This window comes from Dehalogenimonas sp. 4OHTPN, assembly GCF_040448695.1.
Classification (GTDB): domain Bacteria; phylum Chloroflexota; class Dehalococcoidia; order Dehalococcoidales; family Dehalococcoidaceae; genus Dehalogenimonas.
Genome location: NZ_CP159307.1, coordinates 602473 through 617465, shown reverse-complemented (window position 1 = coordinate 617465; position 14993 = coordinate 602473). Strand labels below are relative to the sequence as shown.

Below are 14993 nucleotides of genomic sequence, written 5' to 3'. Positions count from 1 at the left end.
CGTAATCCGAATATCGAAATTCGATTTCGTGCTTCGGATTTGGCTCGTTCACCCCCAGAAGTGCGTGTCGTCCGGGCAGGAATAATCCTCCACCGGCCGGAAGAACTTGCCGGCGCGGAACTCGCTCCGGCGGGACAGGCGCCTGAGTTCGTCGCGGAAGACGCTCATGCGCTCCTTGCCCCAGCGGAGATAGTCCGCCGCGGCGTTAGAGCCGGAGTTGATGCGGTTCACCGCGTAGGCCGCCCACTCGATAGCGGCATAAGCCGCGGCGCCGGCGGCGATGAGGTCGTGGTGCTGCGACGGGATAGTCGTCGACGAGGCATCCAGGGTATGCAGGCAGCCCCAGTAGACGGCCAGGTCGCCGCCGTCCGGGGCAGGGCAGTTCTCCAGCGTCAGCCTGTCGGCCCAGACGGTGTAAGGCCGGAACTTCCGGGGCTTCAGATCTATGGGGTACTCCACGCCCAGGACGACGGTGCGGTCGAGGAGCGAGGAGATGTCCAACTCCATGCAGCCGAGGACGGTGACGAAGGCGGTCTTCATCTGACGCGGGGCCGCCGCCGAGTATTCGGCCACGGCGCGGCGGACGTGGCGGTCAAGGGTGTCGTCCGTCCAGCGGTAGGTGGCGGGGATGGTGTCTTTAAGGTCCTGGCGCACCAGGTTGCGCATTTCAGTGTGGTTCATCGTATGCTCCTTTCCTTTATGCCGCCCTCACCCTGCCCTCTCCCATCAGGCGATGGGAGAGGAGGTTGGAATGGAACAAGTTCCGGCCGCTTTGCCTCGCCCTCACCCTGCCCTCTCCCATCAGGCGATGGGAGAGGAGGTTGGAATGGAACAAGTTCCGGCCGCTTTGCCTCGCCCTCACCCTGCCCTCTCCCATCAGGCGATGGGAGAGGGGTTGGATCTCGGACAATTCGGAGGCGATTGCCACGGGCTTGCCATTCAGGGCAAAGCCTCGCAAAGACGCGCTCATTAATCTTTTACCCCGATGAGAGCCGCCGCTTTGACCGCGGAGAAGAGCGCCAGAGAGGCGTACCACTTGACCCGGGTGCGGACGGCGTCCTTGTCCTCCAGCGAGCCAAGGTTTTCCACCTGGATGAAGCCGGGGGCGGATAGGCCGGACAGGGCGCCCTCGCCGAACTGGACGGCATACACCGTCGAGCAATCCCCGCCGACCGCGGCCGTTTCGACGGACCCGGCGACGATATGGGTATCCAGAATCCAGTCATTGACGCCAATCGCTACGCCGTCCCAGTACTGGACGGAATTGCCGAAGCTGTCCCGGTCGGTCTCGATGACGCCGCCGGAGGCGCGCAGCAGGGCGTTCAGCTTGCGGCGGGTGCGCCGGCTCATGAGCAGCAGGTCCGGCTTGCCGCCCTTGACAGCATCGATCAGTTCGTCCAGCTTTTCGAGAGTAAGCGCCGCCCCGGCAGCGCCCATGGCGATGAGCTGCGTCCCGGCCGTCCCGGTATCGATGAGCTTTTTAAGGCCGTCGAACTCCTTAGGGTTTCCTGTCTCGTCGCCGTAGATGAAGACCTGCTCGAACTTGTCCTTGAGGGCCTTGGCTTTCTGCTGAATGACGGCAGCCTGGAGATCCTGGAGGTTGGAACGCGTCGTCTTCAGGAAATTGTCCACATCGGCGTCGCCGCCCATGATCTTCAGGTGCGCCGTCTTCTGCTCGAACTCCGGGGTGCTTTCGGCCCACTCTTCGCCGACATCGTAGAAGGCGATGTCCGGTAGGGTCTTCTCCTGGTTGTAGGTCAGGCCGTTGCCGACGATCTCAATAAACGGCAGGCGGCGGAGGACGGGTGATTCTTTGATCATCGTCTCCACCACGCCCTGCATCAGGAGGTCATTGGACAGTTTGGATGCTTCTGCCAGTGTCAGTGCCATATTCTTTTTCTCCTATTCTTCTTTTTTCCTCTCCCGCGAGGCCGCGGGAGAGGAGATTACAACGCCAAACCCCGCCGGATCTTGTCCTCCGGCGACAGGCTAACGCCGTCGGCGAGGCGGGAGCGGGAGGCGGCGACCAGGGGCGGGGCGGCCCGCGCCAGCGCTGATTTCACCCGCGCCACCAGGTCCATCGCCTTGCGGAGCGATTCGTCTACGGCGGAAACACTGTCACCCTCGATGAGTTCCTCCGGCAGACCGGGATGCAGCGCGGCGGTCGAGCCGCGGTAGGCGCCGACAGCGGCGTTGAGGCTCTTATTCAGCCTCACGATGAGGTCATCCTTATCCGCCAGTTCCCGGTTCAAGCGGGCGACTTCGGCCTCCCGCGAGATGAGCCTTGCCGTCAGTTCGGCGGCGGATCCGGGCGCAGCCGCCTCTGTTTCGGAAAGTTCCGCTTCTTCTTTGATTGTGGTCTCCAATTCGGTTTCCATGTTTCTCCTTGATTGTTGCTGCCCTCACCTTTTATCCTCTCCCGCGAGGCCGCGGGCGAGGAGGTTAAGTATTACCGGCGCCGTCACCTACACCGCGCTCTCTCCCGCCTTCAGGTTATTGCTCCGGTTCATCTTCAAAATAGATTCACGCTCGGCCAGCCAGTCCGAAAACTCCTTTGCCGGGTCGTCGACGCCCAATCCAACCATCGCCCGTTTGCGGGAGTGGATGCCGGACTGGACCAGCGCCTGTTCGGCGGCCACGGCAGCGGCCGTGTCCCGCGGCAGCACCGGCGCCCAGGTCACCTCGATGCCGACGCCGCCGAAGCTCTCACCGAGGTACTTCGAATACAGGGCCAGCATCAGCTCGGCGCGCCTGCGGTAAACGCCGGTACGGATGAGCCTTTTGCGCCAGACGCGGTGCAGCAGAGGCTGCATCTCCAGTTCCAGCGCTACGCCGGAGACGTCCCGCCCCAGGCCGCCGAAGACCGCCCGCGGCATCTCCGAGAGGTCATGCAGGACGCGGAACAGCAGTTCAATGTAATCCAGATGAAGCTGGGCGCCGCCGCCCTGTAACAGATCCAGCAGGTAAGCCTTAGCTTCCTCGGGAACGTGCCACACCGCGCCGGGCGATACGGCGATGTCCTGCGATGATTCGACGTTCTCCAGGACGGCAATGGGGTTACCCGACAGTTCGAGGATACGCGACAATTGGCTGGTCGATCGGTTCAGTTCCCGCTGCACCTCGATAAGGTTCTCCAGGTCTGAGGCGCCCCACGGTGACTTTGGCCGCGGCAGGTTGGGGAAAACGATGAAGGGAATAAAGCCGTAGGGATTCAAGCCGCCGGCGACAACCTCGCCGCCACAGGCGACCTGATATTCGGCGGCGGTCCAGGTCTCAAGGACATCAACCACCGGGTTAAGGCAGTCGAAATCCCAGGCACGGCGCGCCGTCTCTTTATCTACGGCGTAGGCATGGGTCACCCGCTCGGCGGTCACGCCGTCAAAGCTATAGCCGACCTCGATAGCGGCAACATCCGGCGAGGTGACGCGCACCGACGCCGAGACGGCGTCCCAGCCCAGCCGGTAGCAGCCGTCGCCCAAAACCGCGGCATCGATTTCTGTCTCATAGTCCAGGCGGTCGAGAAAATTGCCACTGCGGGTCTTGTCGAGGAGGCACTGCGCCCGCCCGGCGCGGCTTTTAGACTGTGCCGACTCGTCGAGGGCAACAGCCCGGACAGACAGGCCGCTTAAAAGGTAGGCGGTCAGTTTGTCCACCACCGCCGCGGCGTAATTGAAAGTCAGCCTCCTGTCCTCCCGCCGGGCAGCGGGCCACTGCTTGCCGCGGTAGAAGTCCAGCAGGCCGCGGTAACGCCGCCCGCGGTCATCCAATTCATTATTCGCCGACAGGCTCAAATTATTCATCCCAGACCTCTCTTTGATTTTCATCTAACTCAAGCTGTGTCCGGAGCTTGAACTCCCGGATGACCCGCTGGACAGAACGCAGGCTTTCACCCAGCAGCCGGGCGATCTGCTTGGCGGACAGCCCTCGGCCGTGCTGGAAGACGATCTCCCGCGCTTTCTTGTCCTGCCGGTAGCGCTGCAGGCCGCCCGGCACTTCATAAATGCAGCGGGGGAAGGGGCAGTTGAGACAGGAATTGGACAGCTCGCAGCCCTCGTCCTGGTAGCGGACATATTCCGGCAGCGGGTCTGCCATCCAGTCATGGCTCGTTCCTTCTTTCAAGACGCACCTTTAACGCACGGCGGCGCCGTATAACGCTCATTTGTTCTAATACCAGGCAACAGGCCGGCAGGTCAAGGATCCGGGGGATTTTTCAGGCGGGACCTGTCCTGCAGTCGCCCAATCATGATAGCACGCGCGTTCTGCGTTCTGTCAAGCGACTTTTATCGTTTTTGGCCGGCCCGGCGAAAAATAATTTTCTGCCCGGCGGCGGGCCGCTATCCGCGGCCGGCTGGCATCGTTGTATCAGGTATAGCCGGGGTCAGCCCGGAGGGGTAGTGCCGGTACAATCGTAATAAAAGCAAAAAAACAGGATACAGAGCCATATCCGTGTGCTATAATTGCGCCTGAACGCTAAACAAGCCTAATAAACCATGAGGAGGAATGAAGGCCGGACCATGAGACTGAAAATTTTCCTGCGGACTCTTCCCATCATGCTCATCACCGCCCTGCTGGGCATCGGCGCGCTGGCGGCGCCGGTGGGGGCGGCGGGAACAATCACCCAGACTATCACACCGACTTCAGGTTCACCCGCCATAACACAGGTAAGTATCGCCGGCACCGGCTTTGCGCCTGGCGCCTACACAATACTATTCAACGCAACGGTAGTTAATAGCGGCACGATACCAGCAGGCGGCGCGCTAAATGTGACATTCGTAGTGCCAGCCCTTCCAAAGGGGGCATATGCCGTCACTGTAGATGATTCATCAGCTGATCCAGCTGTCGCAGCAGGCACTTTTACCGTAAATCAAACTATATTAACTTCAGTTGCTAACGCTCCTATCGGTGCGACTGTAACGGTAAACGGTTACGGCTTCAATCCAAATGTTGCCGTTAACGTCTATTTTGGCGCATTGACAACTCCTGTTGCACAGGTAACTTCTTTAGAAAATACAAACGGAAGTTTCTCTAAACAATTCCTGGTGCCCCAGGCTCCACGCGCCAACTATTTCATCACAGCCACCGACGCTTTCACTACTCCAGCATCGGCAAATATTTTGTTTGCCGTCACCCCCCGTATCACTGCCATTTCTGCTGAGACCGGCGGTGTTGGCGACACTGTCACCATCAACGGCGACGGCTTCACCGCCCTGGGTTCAGTCAGCTTCTTCTTCGACAGCGACACCACCACCGCCCTGACCACGGTGACGGCCAACGCCTCCGGTATCATCCCGGCAACCACTATTACCATCCCCACCGCGGCCAGGGGTGTTCATACCATCATCGTCAGGGACAACACCGCCACCGCCATTTCGGTTACCCGGCTGTATACCATCAATGTGTCCAAGATCACCGTCAGCCCCACTTCAGGGCAGGTGGGGACATCGGTGACCATTTCAGGCAACGGCTTCAACTCCGGCGGGGTGATTGACTTCGAGTTCGACGGCGCGGCCTTCACCGGCGTCACCTCGATCACCGCGGCGGCCAACGGCACCTTTACCAAGACGGCGGTGATCATCCCGACAACTTCGGCCGGGGCGCATACCATCACCGCCAGGGTGACTTCGGATCCCACCGTGTTTGCCAACGCCACGTTTACGGTGAATTCAAGGATTGTCATCACGCCGACCACCGGCACCGCCGGGACGACGGTAACCATCACCGGCTCCGGCTTCTCCCCAGCCGGGGTCATGAGCTTCACCTACGACGCCACGCCGCTGGCCAGTTCCCCGGCAACACCGACCATCCAGGCTAACGGCACTTTCTCCGCCCAGGTAGTCATCCCCGGCGCCGCCGCCGCCACGCACACCATTTACGCCGTAGACGGTATGGGCAACGTGGCTACCGCCAGCTTCATCTCCACCATCACCGCAACTCTCACGCCCCTAACAAATACCTTAGAACCAGGCTTTGTCGGTCAGGAAATCACCGCGGCTGGTACTGGTTTCATGCCAAATTCGACTGTTACGATTCGATTGGGCAATACCCCAATGGGTTCAGTCGTAGCAAACGCCACCGGGACTTTTAGTATTAAGTTCAAAATTGACGCTATCCCAGCAGGAGCATACGTTATCTTTATCTCAGACGGCACCACAACCAAGCAATTTGACTATATCATGGAAGGCAACGCCCCGGCGGCGCCGACGCTGGTGACTCCGGCCAGGGATGCCAAAGCGGAGCAGCCGGTAGTCTTTGACTGGAACGATGTTTCCGACCCCTCCGGCGTTACCTACACACTGGAAGTGGCGCTGGATTCCAGCTTCACCAAACTGGCGCTTAAAAAGGACGGCCTGACATCATCCAAATATACAATGACCGAGGCTGAAAAACTGGAAACGGTGCCCAAGAAAGCCCCGTACTACTGGCGGGTCATCGCCAGGGACGGCGCGGGCAACGTCGGCGCCGCGGGATCGGCCTTCACCTTCACCGTCGGCTTCTCCCTTGAGGACATCCCGATGTGGGCCTGGATCACCGGCGGCTTCTTTGTCGTGGTGATCGTCGGCGGCCTGCTGTACTACTTCACCCGCCGCAGGTCAATGTACTAACGCGAAACTCGCAACCCTTAAAGAAGCGCCCCTGGTCGGGGGCGCTTTTTTTTGTAATCGATAAGTATAAAGGCAAGTAAAAATTAGGGGCTCAATCATCAAATACCAAGTAATAGTACTAATGCACAATTACCGTCGAGGGGGTGAAAATAATATTAAAGAATTTATCGGAAAGGGAAACACTCCCTTAACCGGGATGAGGAGAATTATGGAAAACCAAAAAACAGGCATCAGCCGGCGCGAATTTATGCGGCGGGCCGGGCTGACCGCGGCGGGAGCTGGCGGTGTCCTGCTGGCGGAAAGCGCATTGATACGAGGCATGACTTTATTCGCGGCGCCCAAGCCGCCGCCGGCAGGCCAGGTGCCGCTGCCGGGGAACAAGATACCGCAGTTCATTGACCCGCTGCCGGTGCTGGACTTGAACCCCCAGTCGACCACCGGCATCCCTACCGTGGTCGCCGGCGCGAATGAGCTAGTATTGAACATGCACACCTTCAAAGCTAACATCATGCCCTCCACCTGGGCGGCGGCCAACCCGGGCTACACCGGGACGTGGACTTTCGGCTACCGAGTCAATGAGGCGACAGCGCCTGGAACAGTCGAGACGAACGTCGGGCCGGTCATTGTGGCCAGCCGCGGCACGCCGACGCAGATCCGCTACGTCAACAACCTCGAAGCCAGCGCGAACACTATTCATTGGCGTGACTGGACGGATCAGACGCTGCATTCCGCCTTCCATCAGGCTAAAGATGCGATGATGCCGATCCCCGCCGACGCCCAAGCCCATTACGACGGGCCGGTACTGGCGGTGCCCCATCTGCACGGTGGCGAGGTCCCGGCGGTGGTGGACGGCGGGCCGGAGGCCTGGTTTGCCAGCGATGTGCCCGGAAACGCCGCTATTACCAAAGACAAGGGACCTGCGTATTATTCGAAGGCAGGCGCAGCAGCCAACGAGTGCATTTACACTTACCCCAACAGCCAGGAAGCGGCGCCGCTGTGGTTCCACGACCATCTGCTGGGCGGCACCCGGCTGAACGCCACCTTCGGTGGGCTGGCCGGGGCTTATGCGCTTATCGATCCAAACTTAACACTGCCTGCCGGACTGCACCCGGTCGGCCTAAAACGGGGCGAGACGATAGATTACCTCATCCCGTTAGTCATCCAGGACCGGATGTTCGACACCAACGGGCAACTCTTGATGCCAAACGTCGGTGTCAACCCGGAGCACCCCTACTGGGTGCCTGAGTTCGTCGGCGACACCATCATCGTGAACGGCAAAGTCTGGCCGTATCTGGCGGTGGAACAGAAGCGCTACCGCTTCTTCCTGATCAACGGTTCCAACTCCAGGGCTTACGACATGTTCCTGCAGGACACAACTTCCGGCATCAAGGGGCCACGGATGTGGGTCATCGCCACCGACGGCGGCTACCTGGACGCGCCGGTGCTGATCGATCCCAACGCCAACGGCCAGCAGATTAAAGCAGGCCAGCAGACCAGCCTGATGATGATGCCCGGCGAACGCTACGAGATCATCGTTGACTTCGCCGACCCGGTGTGGCGCGGCCTGCTGGCGGCTCGTGGAATACGGTTCCCGCTGAACCTGACGCTGCGGAACACCGCCCCGACGGTCAACGGCAATCCCAAGGCTTCGACCGAAGGCCGGATCATGCAGTTCAGGGTGTCCACAGTCGCACCGGCGACGGATACCAGTTACGATCCAGCCTCAGGCATCGCTTTGCGGCCGCCGATGGTTCGGCTGGCTGGAGTTGCGCAGGCGAAAACCCGCTTCCTGACACTCAACGAAATTGTCGGGGCTGGCGGGCCGCTGGAAGCGCTGGTCAACAACACCAAGTGGAGCGGGCTGCGACACGGCATGGGCGGCGGGCCGCCAGAGCCAATCCCTGGCTCGACATTCGTCGCACCCAACTGGTTGACGGAACTACCAAATGAAGGCGATACAGAGATCTGGGAGATCGCCAACATGACCATGGACTCCCACCCCATCCACCTCCATGCGGTCCAGTTCCAGCTTCTCAGCCGGCAGCCTTTCGACATGAAGGCGTTCATGGCCGCTTACGACATGGCATTCCCCGGCGGCATGTTCATGCCGGGCCACGGCCCGCCGCTGCCGTACTCGCCGGATCTTGACGGGTACGACGCGGTTTTGCAGGGCAACAAATGGGGCGGGAACCCGGACTATACCAATTTCCTGCTGGGGCAACCGACGCCTCCGCTGGCTTACGAAGCCGGCTGGAAAGACACGGTCATCATGCGGATGGGAGAGATCACACGGATCGCCGTCCGCTGGGCGCCGCAGGACGTGCCGGCCGGGACTTCCGGCAGCTTCCCGTTCGACCCGGCGGCGGGCAACGGGGTGTACGTCTGGCACTGCCACATCACCGACCACGAGGACAACGAGATGATGCGGCCGGACCAGATCCAGCCCAAGACCGGGGCGACCCGGGACTTTGAGATAGGAACGGATTTCTAGCCTGCAATCGTGTAAAGAGTGAATCGCGGCCGCCCAAGCGGCCGCGATTCATTTTCAAGCACCAGCGCATCCTACCCCAGCCAGTGAGGTTATCAGTTGGGCCTCTTGAATCGGTTAATCCGACTCGGATCTTTTGATTTCTTTTACGAGTTTAGCTATGGGTTTCCATTTCTGCTTCTCGTACTGGCGGGCGCTCTGCATTTCTCTGGCGGCCAGGTAATTTATCTCATTCCCCAGCTTACGGTAGCTTGCTAACCTGGCGGGGTGGAGTTCCCCCTGTTCCATGGCCGCCCTGACCGCGCAACCCGGCTCCCCGCTATGGCCGCAATCGGCGTAGCGACATTCCCGCGCCAGCATCTCGATATCGGCAAACGCACCCTGGAGATCATCTTCTCCGGCCCACATCTGGATCTGCCTCATCCCCGGCGTATCGATGACCATACCGCCCGATGGGACAAGCATGAGTTCCCGGCGGGTGGTGGTGTGACGGCCCATGCGGTCGTCCGGGCGAACCTCTCCAGTCTGTTGTTTTTCCTGACCAAGCAAAGCGTTGATTAAAGCGGATTTGCCTACGCCGGAAGATCCCAAAAACGCGACGGCGCTGCCTTCGGACAGGTACGGCGCCAGCGCTTCCAGGCCGGTGCGCTCCCAGGCACTGACGGCGTGAACCGGCACTCCGGGGGCGATAGCTTCAACCTCAAGGATGAACTTTTCAACGCCTGGGCACACATCGGCTTTGTTAAGCACCATGACCGGCGCGGCGCCGCTGCTCCAGGCGAGGGTCAGGTAACGCTCGATGCGCCGAAGGTTGAAGCTCCTGCCGCCGTCCAGGCCGCTGACGATAAAAACGGTGTCGATATTGGCGGCGACAATCTGTTCCGCGGTACGCTCGCCGGCTGCTTGTCTGGAAAACTTGCTTTTCCTCGGCAGTACCGACTGGATCACGGCTTTATTCTCACCAGCCAGCGGTTTAACCGCCACCCAGTCCCCCACCGCAGGGTACAGACTGTCCGCCTCGAGCAGATACCGCATTTTGCCGGCGATTTCCGCCGAAAATACACCGAAGGCGCCTTGTACCTGGAACAGGTCTTTAGACTCAGATATGACCCTGGCAGGCACCGTGTCAGGGATATTCAATTGTTGAAAGTGTTCCTTAAAAAAAGGATTCCAGCCAAGAACCCGAAGGTCCTGTGACCGCGAATCGGTTGGTTGGTCATTCACTAGTTTTACTCCTGTATTTTTAGCAAAGCGATAGGATAAATCTATAAAAACAGAAAACCGCGGTTCACACCCCGCGGCCGTTCTACTCTCTTAAGACAGGAAGAAACAAAAAAGCCGTTCCCGGTGGAACGGCTATCAACCTGCTCGATCAGACAGGAATTTCTGGTTAGCCTAAAACACGCCGGGGCGTGACATCCAGAACTAACAACATGACAGGCATCAACACCCCTCCTTTATACCTTAATCCTGGGGAATACTAGCACCGCATCCGGCGGGAGTCAAGACCGGTGAACAGAGACGAAATTCAATTGACCATCAACAGCCCCTGAGACTTCAAATAACTGATGCTTCGCCGTGATGGCGTTGCCTGATTGACCAGTAAAGGCACAGAAGCGCGGCCGCCCGGGCGGCCGCGCTTGTTATGCTCGTCCTGACAAGACCACTGAAATTCCGGCGCGAAACAGGATCTACGGTTTTTATAATCTAAGACTCACACAATCTGCTTCCCTTTATCCTGAGGCGCCTGGGAATAAACCGCGTCTACTTTTACCGTGCCGACGCCGCTGATGACGACGCCCATCGCCGCCTTCAACGCAGCGGCGAATTGATCAAACACCGGCCCGGAGGTCAGGTACTGGCGGAAAGTCCCCTTAACCTGGTAAGTGGTGAATGGCGGGGCGACCGGCACTTTCATAGCGACGATGGCTACCTTCCCGGTTTCCTCCAAGTTCTTGAAGGTCCTAGTGGTTCGCCCGTAAAGATCGGCAAAGGCAAGGGTCTCGTCGTCGACCGCGGTCATACTCGTCTTGGGAGTGACGTTCAATTCGCCATCGCGGCTTACGGTCGCTACCATTTTGGGAACCGCGGGATCCTGAAACAGCGCGATAACCTCCGGCAGCAATTTAGCCATAACAAACCTCCTCAATTTAATCTAGAAGCGAAATCACGGCCAGGGTCATCGCCGTGACGCCAAGAAGCAGGTGGACCCAGAACAATTTGGCAGTGATAAAACCTTTCAGCGGATTGTGAGCCGTTTTTAACGTGAAGCCGCAGACGCCGGCCGCCAGGATGAACACAAATGCTAGTGTCGCCATGCTTACCTCCAATTTTTTCTTTATTGTGGCATCGCCGCGGCGGGAAGTCTGTAAAATACTTTACCAACAAACCCCGGCGGTGTGATGTAAAATGAGGATGGTTACGGAGGATTGAAATGACGTCGCTAAGCTGTATGGCGGATATGTGGTTGTTCGACGCGTTGGACGAAAAGGAAAAAGCCGATATCCGCCGGCTGTTTCAGCGCCCCGAATACCTGAAAAATGAATACCTCTTCAACGAAGGCGAACCGGCCAATTCCGTGTTCATCGTCACCAAAGGCCGGGTCAAGCTTATCAAGACCTCCGAAGACGGCCGAGAAATTGTCCTGGGATACCTCACCGCCAACCAGATGTTCGGGGAGGAAGTTCTGTTCGATGAAAGCCGGAGGTCATTTGCCGCCATCGCCGTCGAGGATACCCGGCTATGCGCCTGTTACAAGAGCAGCTTTGAAACCCTGCTGGCCCAGAATAGTCAGTTATCACTCAAAGTGATCAAGAGCCTGGGCGATAAAATCAGGCGGATCACAGAACAGTTAGCCGATGTCGCCATCTACGACACCCGTTCCAGCCTGTGCCGGACGCTGGCCAGGCTGGCTAAAGAACACGGGCGGGAAACATCCGACGGGATGAAGCTAAATTTCCGGCTGACCCATGACGACCTAGGCGCGCTGGTTGGGGCTTCCAGGGTCATGATCACCAATGTGATGCGGTCGCTCAAGCTGGCTGGCATTGTGAAAGATGACATAGACCACCGGCTGGTAATCAGCCGGTGGTTTTTAAACGAACCTTTGCCTGAAGAAATCCCGGTAACACCCGGTTTGCCAGGCGATTGCGAATGTTTCCAGGTGAAGTAACGGGTTTCCGACGGACGGTGGGGGGGCGGGTGGTGGGCAGTACAGGATTCGAACCTGTGACACCCTGCGTGTAAAGCAGGTGCTCTAACCAGCTGAGCTAACCGCCCGTGAAGACTTATTGTAGACTAACTATTGAGTGATGTAAAAATCTGTCAAGGATTGGCGGCGACGTATTCAGCGACCAGCTTGTGAGCCTTTTCGTCAGCGCAGAGCGATTCCAGCTCCCGGCTTGAATCCCGGTAAAGGGTGATGCCCTTGACCCCCTCGCGGTAGCCGAAGAGAAAGATGTCTGCCTGCTCCTGGGGCGTAGTTGAATTGGGTACGTTGGTCATCTTGGACACGGCGCCGTCGGTGTGGCGCTGAAAGGCGGCCTGGATGCGAACGTGCCATTCCGGCTTGATGCGGTTTGAGGTGACGTAGACGCGCTTGATGCGCTCCGGCACGCCGTCAATCCGCGTGAGGTCAATGCAAGACACTAGTTTCTGCAATAGCTCGCCGGAGTAGAAGCCTTCGCGGCGGGCGGCGGCTTCGAAGTACGGATTAATCTCGAGTAAATTCTCGCCGTCCAGGACGTTCCTGACGAAAACGGTGGCATAGAACGGCTCAATGCCGACGTTGCAGCCGGCGATAAGCGAGATGGTGCCGGTGGGGGCGACCGTGGTGCAGGAGGCGTGTCGCTGCCTGCGGCCGCCGGGGGCGTCGTGGACGCTGCCCTTAAAAGCCGGGAAGACGCCTCGTTTTTCAGCCAGCTCCTCCGAGGCGTCCCGCGCCTTTTCGGTGACGAAGCCCATGACGTACTCGGCGATCTTGACCGCCTCGAAGGAATCGTAGGGGACGCCTAAAAGAACCAGCATATCGGCAAAGCCCATAACCCCCAGGCCGATCTTGCGGGTCTGTTTGGTCACTTCCTCGACCTGCGGCAGCGGGTAGCAGTTGACGTCGATGACGTTATCAAGGAGGTTCACGCCGGTCTTTACCGCCGCGGCCAGTTTATCGTAGTCGACAACCATCTTTTCGCCGGCCTGTTTGACCATTTTAGCCAGATTGACCGAACCCAGGTTGCAGGATTCGTAGGGCAGAAGGGCCTGCTCGGCACAGCCGGTGACTGTCTCGATGGGACCGAGGTTGGGGGTGGGATTGCCGCGGTTGACGCGGTCGATAAAGACCAGGCCGGGGTCCCCGGTCTTCCAGGATTGGGCGACAATCTTCTTAAAAACCTCGACGGCGTTGAGGCGCCCGGTCAGTTTGCCTGTCCGAGGGTTGATGAGATCGTAATCGCTCCCCGATTCCAGGGCTTTCATGAAGTCATCGGTCACGGCGACCGAGATGCAGAAATTGGTCAGCGCCAGCGGGTCGTCTTTGGCGACAATGAATTTTAAAATGTCCGGATGGTGCACCGACAACAGGCCGATGCTGCAGCCCCGGCGCACCCCCCCCTGCCGGATGACGTCAGAGGCGGCTGACAGAGCCGAGAGGAAGTTGACCGGCCCGCCAGCGATGCCGGCGACGCCGTCAACCATGTCGCCCGCCGGACGCAGCCGGGACAGGGAGTAGCCGGTACCTCCGCCGCTCTTGTGGATCAGGGCGGTGTACTTCATGGCATCGAAAATGCCCTCGACGGAGTCTTCCACCGGCAGGGCGAAGCAGGCGGCCAGCTGGCCGTTCTTTTTACTGGCGTTTAAAAGCGTCGGCGAATTAGGCAGGAATTCCAGGCGCGACATGACGCCGTAGAATTCGGCTTCTTTGGCGGCGACGTCGGAGCTGGCATCGTATTGAAGCTCGGCGGCGGCCAGCGCCCCGGCGACGCGGCGAAACATCTCCGCCGGCGTCTCCATGACCCGGCCCGCGGCGTCCTTACGCAGGTAACGCTTTTGCAGGACGCGCCGGGCATTGGCGGTGAGTTCGATCTCCGGCTGCGGCGCCGCTTTAGAACCGGCATCGAGAGGCATGGTAATCTACTCGACCTTCAAGATGTTAAGGTACCAGAAGCCGTCCTGCAATACTTTGTTGCTTTCGACGATCTCCAGGTTTTTCTTGAAAGCAGGCCCGCCCAGAACGGTGGTGTGATAAGCCCCGGCCTCGGCGGCGCGGGAGATTTTCTTTTCGCGGCGGATTTCGTCCCAGTCACGAAGGAACGCGGCGTCCAGCTTGCGGCCCAGCCATTCTTCACCCATGACATCGGCGCGGGTGGTGACGACGATGGCTTCAAAACCGCGGCTGATGAACTCGCGGAGGATGCGGTCCTTGGTCATGCCTTCCAGCGGCAGGTGGGCGGCGATGCCGACCTCGCGGCAGACCGAGTCTATCCACTGGCGTTCCACGTCGCCGTTGCCGAAAATACCGCCCTCCACGCCCTGCTTGTGAAGCTCTTTGAGGCATTTCTTGAAATCGGCTTCGTAGCGAAAGCCGTTGGTCACCAGCTGGATCAGCGGTATACCCATGCTCCGGGCCTGAGCCTGCATCAGGTCGGACGACAGGCCGTGGGTGCAGGAGGTGCGGCCGTCCTCGTTGAGGATATTCAGGAGATGGGTAACCTTCATGCCGGATTCACGGGCCATGGCCAGAGCCAGGCAGCTGTCCTTGCCGCCGCTCCACGAAGTCACAACCTGAGTCAAGATGCCCTCCCGAAAGTTAACGCGGATAAAGATTCACGTAAGGATAACAAACATTCAATATTAGCAAGTACGGGTAATTTTCGCAACGGAAAAGACGTTCCGGTTGCTTTGCGCGG

14 protein-coding genes and 1 tRNA gene are annotated in these 14993 nt (G+C 59.3%); 3 read left to right on the top strand and 12 right to left on the bottom strand.

Features of this window, described 5'->3' with window-relative positions; genetic code table 11:
* Positions 1-48 precede the first annotated feature (48 nt).
* The 6 genes from ABV300_RS03345 to ABV300_RS03320 form a co-directional block, all read right to left on the bottom strand.
* The gene (locus ABV300_RS03345; protein WP_353715113.1) at positions 49-681 is read right to left on the bottom strand and encodes a hypothetical protein; all 633 of its coding nucleotides are present in this window, start codon (positions 679-681) and stop codon (positions 49-51) included.
* Between the two features lie 16 nt (positions 682-697).
* Positions 698-970: a hypothetical protein gene (locus ABV300_RS03340; RefSeq protein ID WP_353715112.1), complete on the bottom strand. Its 273-nt coding sequence runs from the start codon at positions 968-970 to the stop codon at positions 698-700.
* Positions 970-1890 carry a major capsid protein gene (locus ABV300_RS03335; RefSeq protein WP_353715111.1) on the bottom strand — a complete coding sequence of 307 codons (921 nt, stop codon included), beginning with the start codon at positions 1888-1890 and terminating at the stop codon, positions 970-972. Before ABV300_RS03335 ends, ABV300_RS03340 begins: the two co-directional genes overlap by 1 nt.
* A gap of 56 nt (positions 1891-1946) precedes the next feature.
* Entirely contained in the window at positions 1947-2378 is a 432-nt protein-coding gene (locus ABV300_RS03330; protein ID WP_353715110.1) for a hypothetical protein, read from the bottom strand.
* A gap of 87 nt (positions 2379-2465) precedes the next feature.
* Positions 2466-3800 carry a phage portal protein gene (locus ABV300_RS03325; protein ID WP_353715109.1) on the bottom strand — a complete coding sequence of 445 codons (1335 nt, stop codon included), beginning with the start codon at positions 3798-3800 and terminating at the stop codon, positions 2466-2468.
* On the bottom strand, positions 3793-4119 hold the full coding sequence (locus tag ABV300_RS03320; protein WP_353715108.1) for a hypothetical protein: 327 nt from the start codon (positions 4117-4119) through the stop codon (positions 3793-3795). Before ABV300_RS03320 ends, ABV300_RS03325 begins: the two co-directional genes overlap by 8 nt.
* A gap of 395 nt (positions 4120-4514) precedes the next feature.
* On the opposite strand from ABV300_RS03320, the gene ABV300_RS03315 reads away from it, so the two are divergent.
* A complete protein-coding gene (locus ABV300_RS03315) occupies positions 4515-6602 on the top strand; it encodes an IPT/TIG domain-containing protein (RefSeq protein WP_353715107.1) in 2088 nt (695 codons plus the stop codon).
* A 208-nt stretch (positions 6603-6810) separates the two neighbouring features.
* Entirely contained in the window at positions 6811-9093 is a 2283-nt protein-coding gene (locus ABV300_RS03310; protein WP_353715106.1) for a multicopper oxidase domain-containing protein, read from the top strand.
* Positions 9094-9207: 114 nt separating this feature from the next.
* On the opposite strand, the gene rsgA is transcribed toward ABV300_RS03310, so the two are convergent.
* From rsgA to ABV300_RS03295, 3 genes are all read right to left on the bottom strand, one after another.
* Positions 9208-10314: a ribosome small subunit-dependent GTPase A gene (gene rsgA, locus ABV300_RS03305; RefSeq protein WP_353715105.1), complete on the bottom strand. Its 1107-nt coding sequence runs from the start codon at positions 10312-10314 to the stop codon at positions 9208-9210.
* Between the two features lie 490 nt (positions 10315-10804).
* Complete coding sequence (locus tag ABV300_RS03300; protein ID WP_353715104.1) at positions 10805-11224, bottom strand: pyridoxamine 5'-phosphate oxidase family protein; 420 nt, start codon at positions 11222-11224, stop codon at positions 10805-10807.
* A gap of 16 nt (positions 11225-11240) precedes the next feature.
* Positions 11241-11408: a hypothetical protein gene (locus tag ABV300_RS03295; RefSeq protein ID WP_165802761.1), complete on the bottom strand. Its 168-nt coding sequence runs from the start codon at positions 11406-11408 to the stop codon at positions 11241-11243.
* A 116-nt stretch (positions 11409-11524) separates the two neighbouring features.
* Between ABV300_RS03295 and ABV300_RS03290 the strand changes: the two genes are divergently transcribed.
* Positions 11525-12262: a Crp/Fnr family transcriptional regulator gene (locus tag ABV300_RS03290; RefSeq protein ID WP_353715103.1), complete on the top strand. Its 738-nt coding sequence runs from the start codon at positions 11525-11527 to the stop codon at positions 12260-12262.
* A gap of 30 nt (positions 12263-12292) precedes the next feature.
* Here ABV300_RS03290 and ABV300_RS03285 read toward each other — a convergent pair.
* The 3 genes from ABV300_RS03285 to ABV300_RS03275 form a co-directional block, all read right to left on the bottom strand.
* A tRNA-Val gene (locus ABV300_RS03285) sits at positions 12293-12369 on the bottom strand.
* A gap of 45 nt (positions 12370-12414) precedes the next feature.
* On the bottom strand, positions 12415-14211 hold the full coding sequence (locus ABV300_RS03280; protein ID WP_353715102.1) for an adenosylcobalamin-dependent ribonucleoside-diphosphate reductase: 1797 nt from the start codon (positions 14209-14211) through the stop codon (positions 12415-12417).
* Between the two features lie 6 nt (positions 14212-14217).
* Entirely contained in the window at positions 14218-14877 is a 660-nt protein-coding gene (locus ABV300_RS03275; protein WP_353715101.1) for a diphthine--ammonia ligase, read from the bottom strand.
* Positions 14878-14993: the final 116 nt, after the last annotated feature.

What these genes read in the sequence shown, in the direction of transcription:
- ABV300_RS03330 (WP_353715110.1), bottom strand. Translation starts at nt 2,378, where the DNA reads ATGGAAACCGAATTGGAGACCACAATCAAAGAAGAAGCGGAACTTTCC.
- ABV300_RS03295 (WP_165802761.1), bottom strand. Translation starts at nt 11,408, where the DNA reads ATGGCGACACTAGCATTTGTGTTCATCCTGGCGGCCGGCGTCTGCGGC.
- ABV300_RS03325 (WP_353715109.1), bottom strand. Translation starts at nt 3,800, where the DNA reads ATGAATAATTTGAGCCTGTCGGCGAATAATGAATTGGATGACCGCGGG.
- ABV300_RS03300 (WP_353715104.1), bottom strand. Translation starts at nt 11,224, where the DNA reads ATGGCTAAATTGCTGCCGGAGGTTATCGCGCTGTTTCAGGATCCCGCG.
- ABV300_RS03310 (WP_353715106.1), top strand. Translation starts at nt 6,811, where the DNA reads ATGGAAAACCAAAAAACAGGCATCAGCCGGCGCGAATTTATGCGGCGG.
- ABV300_RS03315 (WP_353715107.1), top strand. Translation starts at nt 4,515, where the DNA reads ATGAGACTGAAAATTTTCCTGCGGACTCTTCCCATCATGCTCATCACC.
- ABV300_RS03280 (WP_353715102.1), bottom strand. Translation starts at nt 14,211, where the DNA reads ATGCCTCTCGATGCCGGTTCTAAAGCGGCGCCGCAGCCGGAGATCGAA.
- ABV300_RS03345 (WP_353715113.1), bottom strand. Translation starts at nt 681, where the DNA reads ATGAACCACACTGAAATGCGCAACCTGGTGCGCCAGGACCTTAAAGAC.
- ABV300_RS03340 (WP_353715112.1), bottom strand. Translation starts at nt 970, where the DNA reads ATGAGCGCGTCTTTGCGAGGCTTTGCCCTGAATGGCAAGCCCGTGGCA.
- ABV300_RS03335 (WP_353715111.1), bottom strand. Translation starts at nt 1,890, where the DNA reads ATGGCACTGACACTGGCAGAAGCATCCAAACTGTCCAATGACCTCCTG.
- ABV300_RS03290 (WP_353715103.1), top strand. Translation starts at nt 11,525, where the DNA reads ATGACGTCGCTAAGCTGTATGGCGGATATGTGGTTGTTCGACGCGTTG.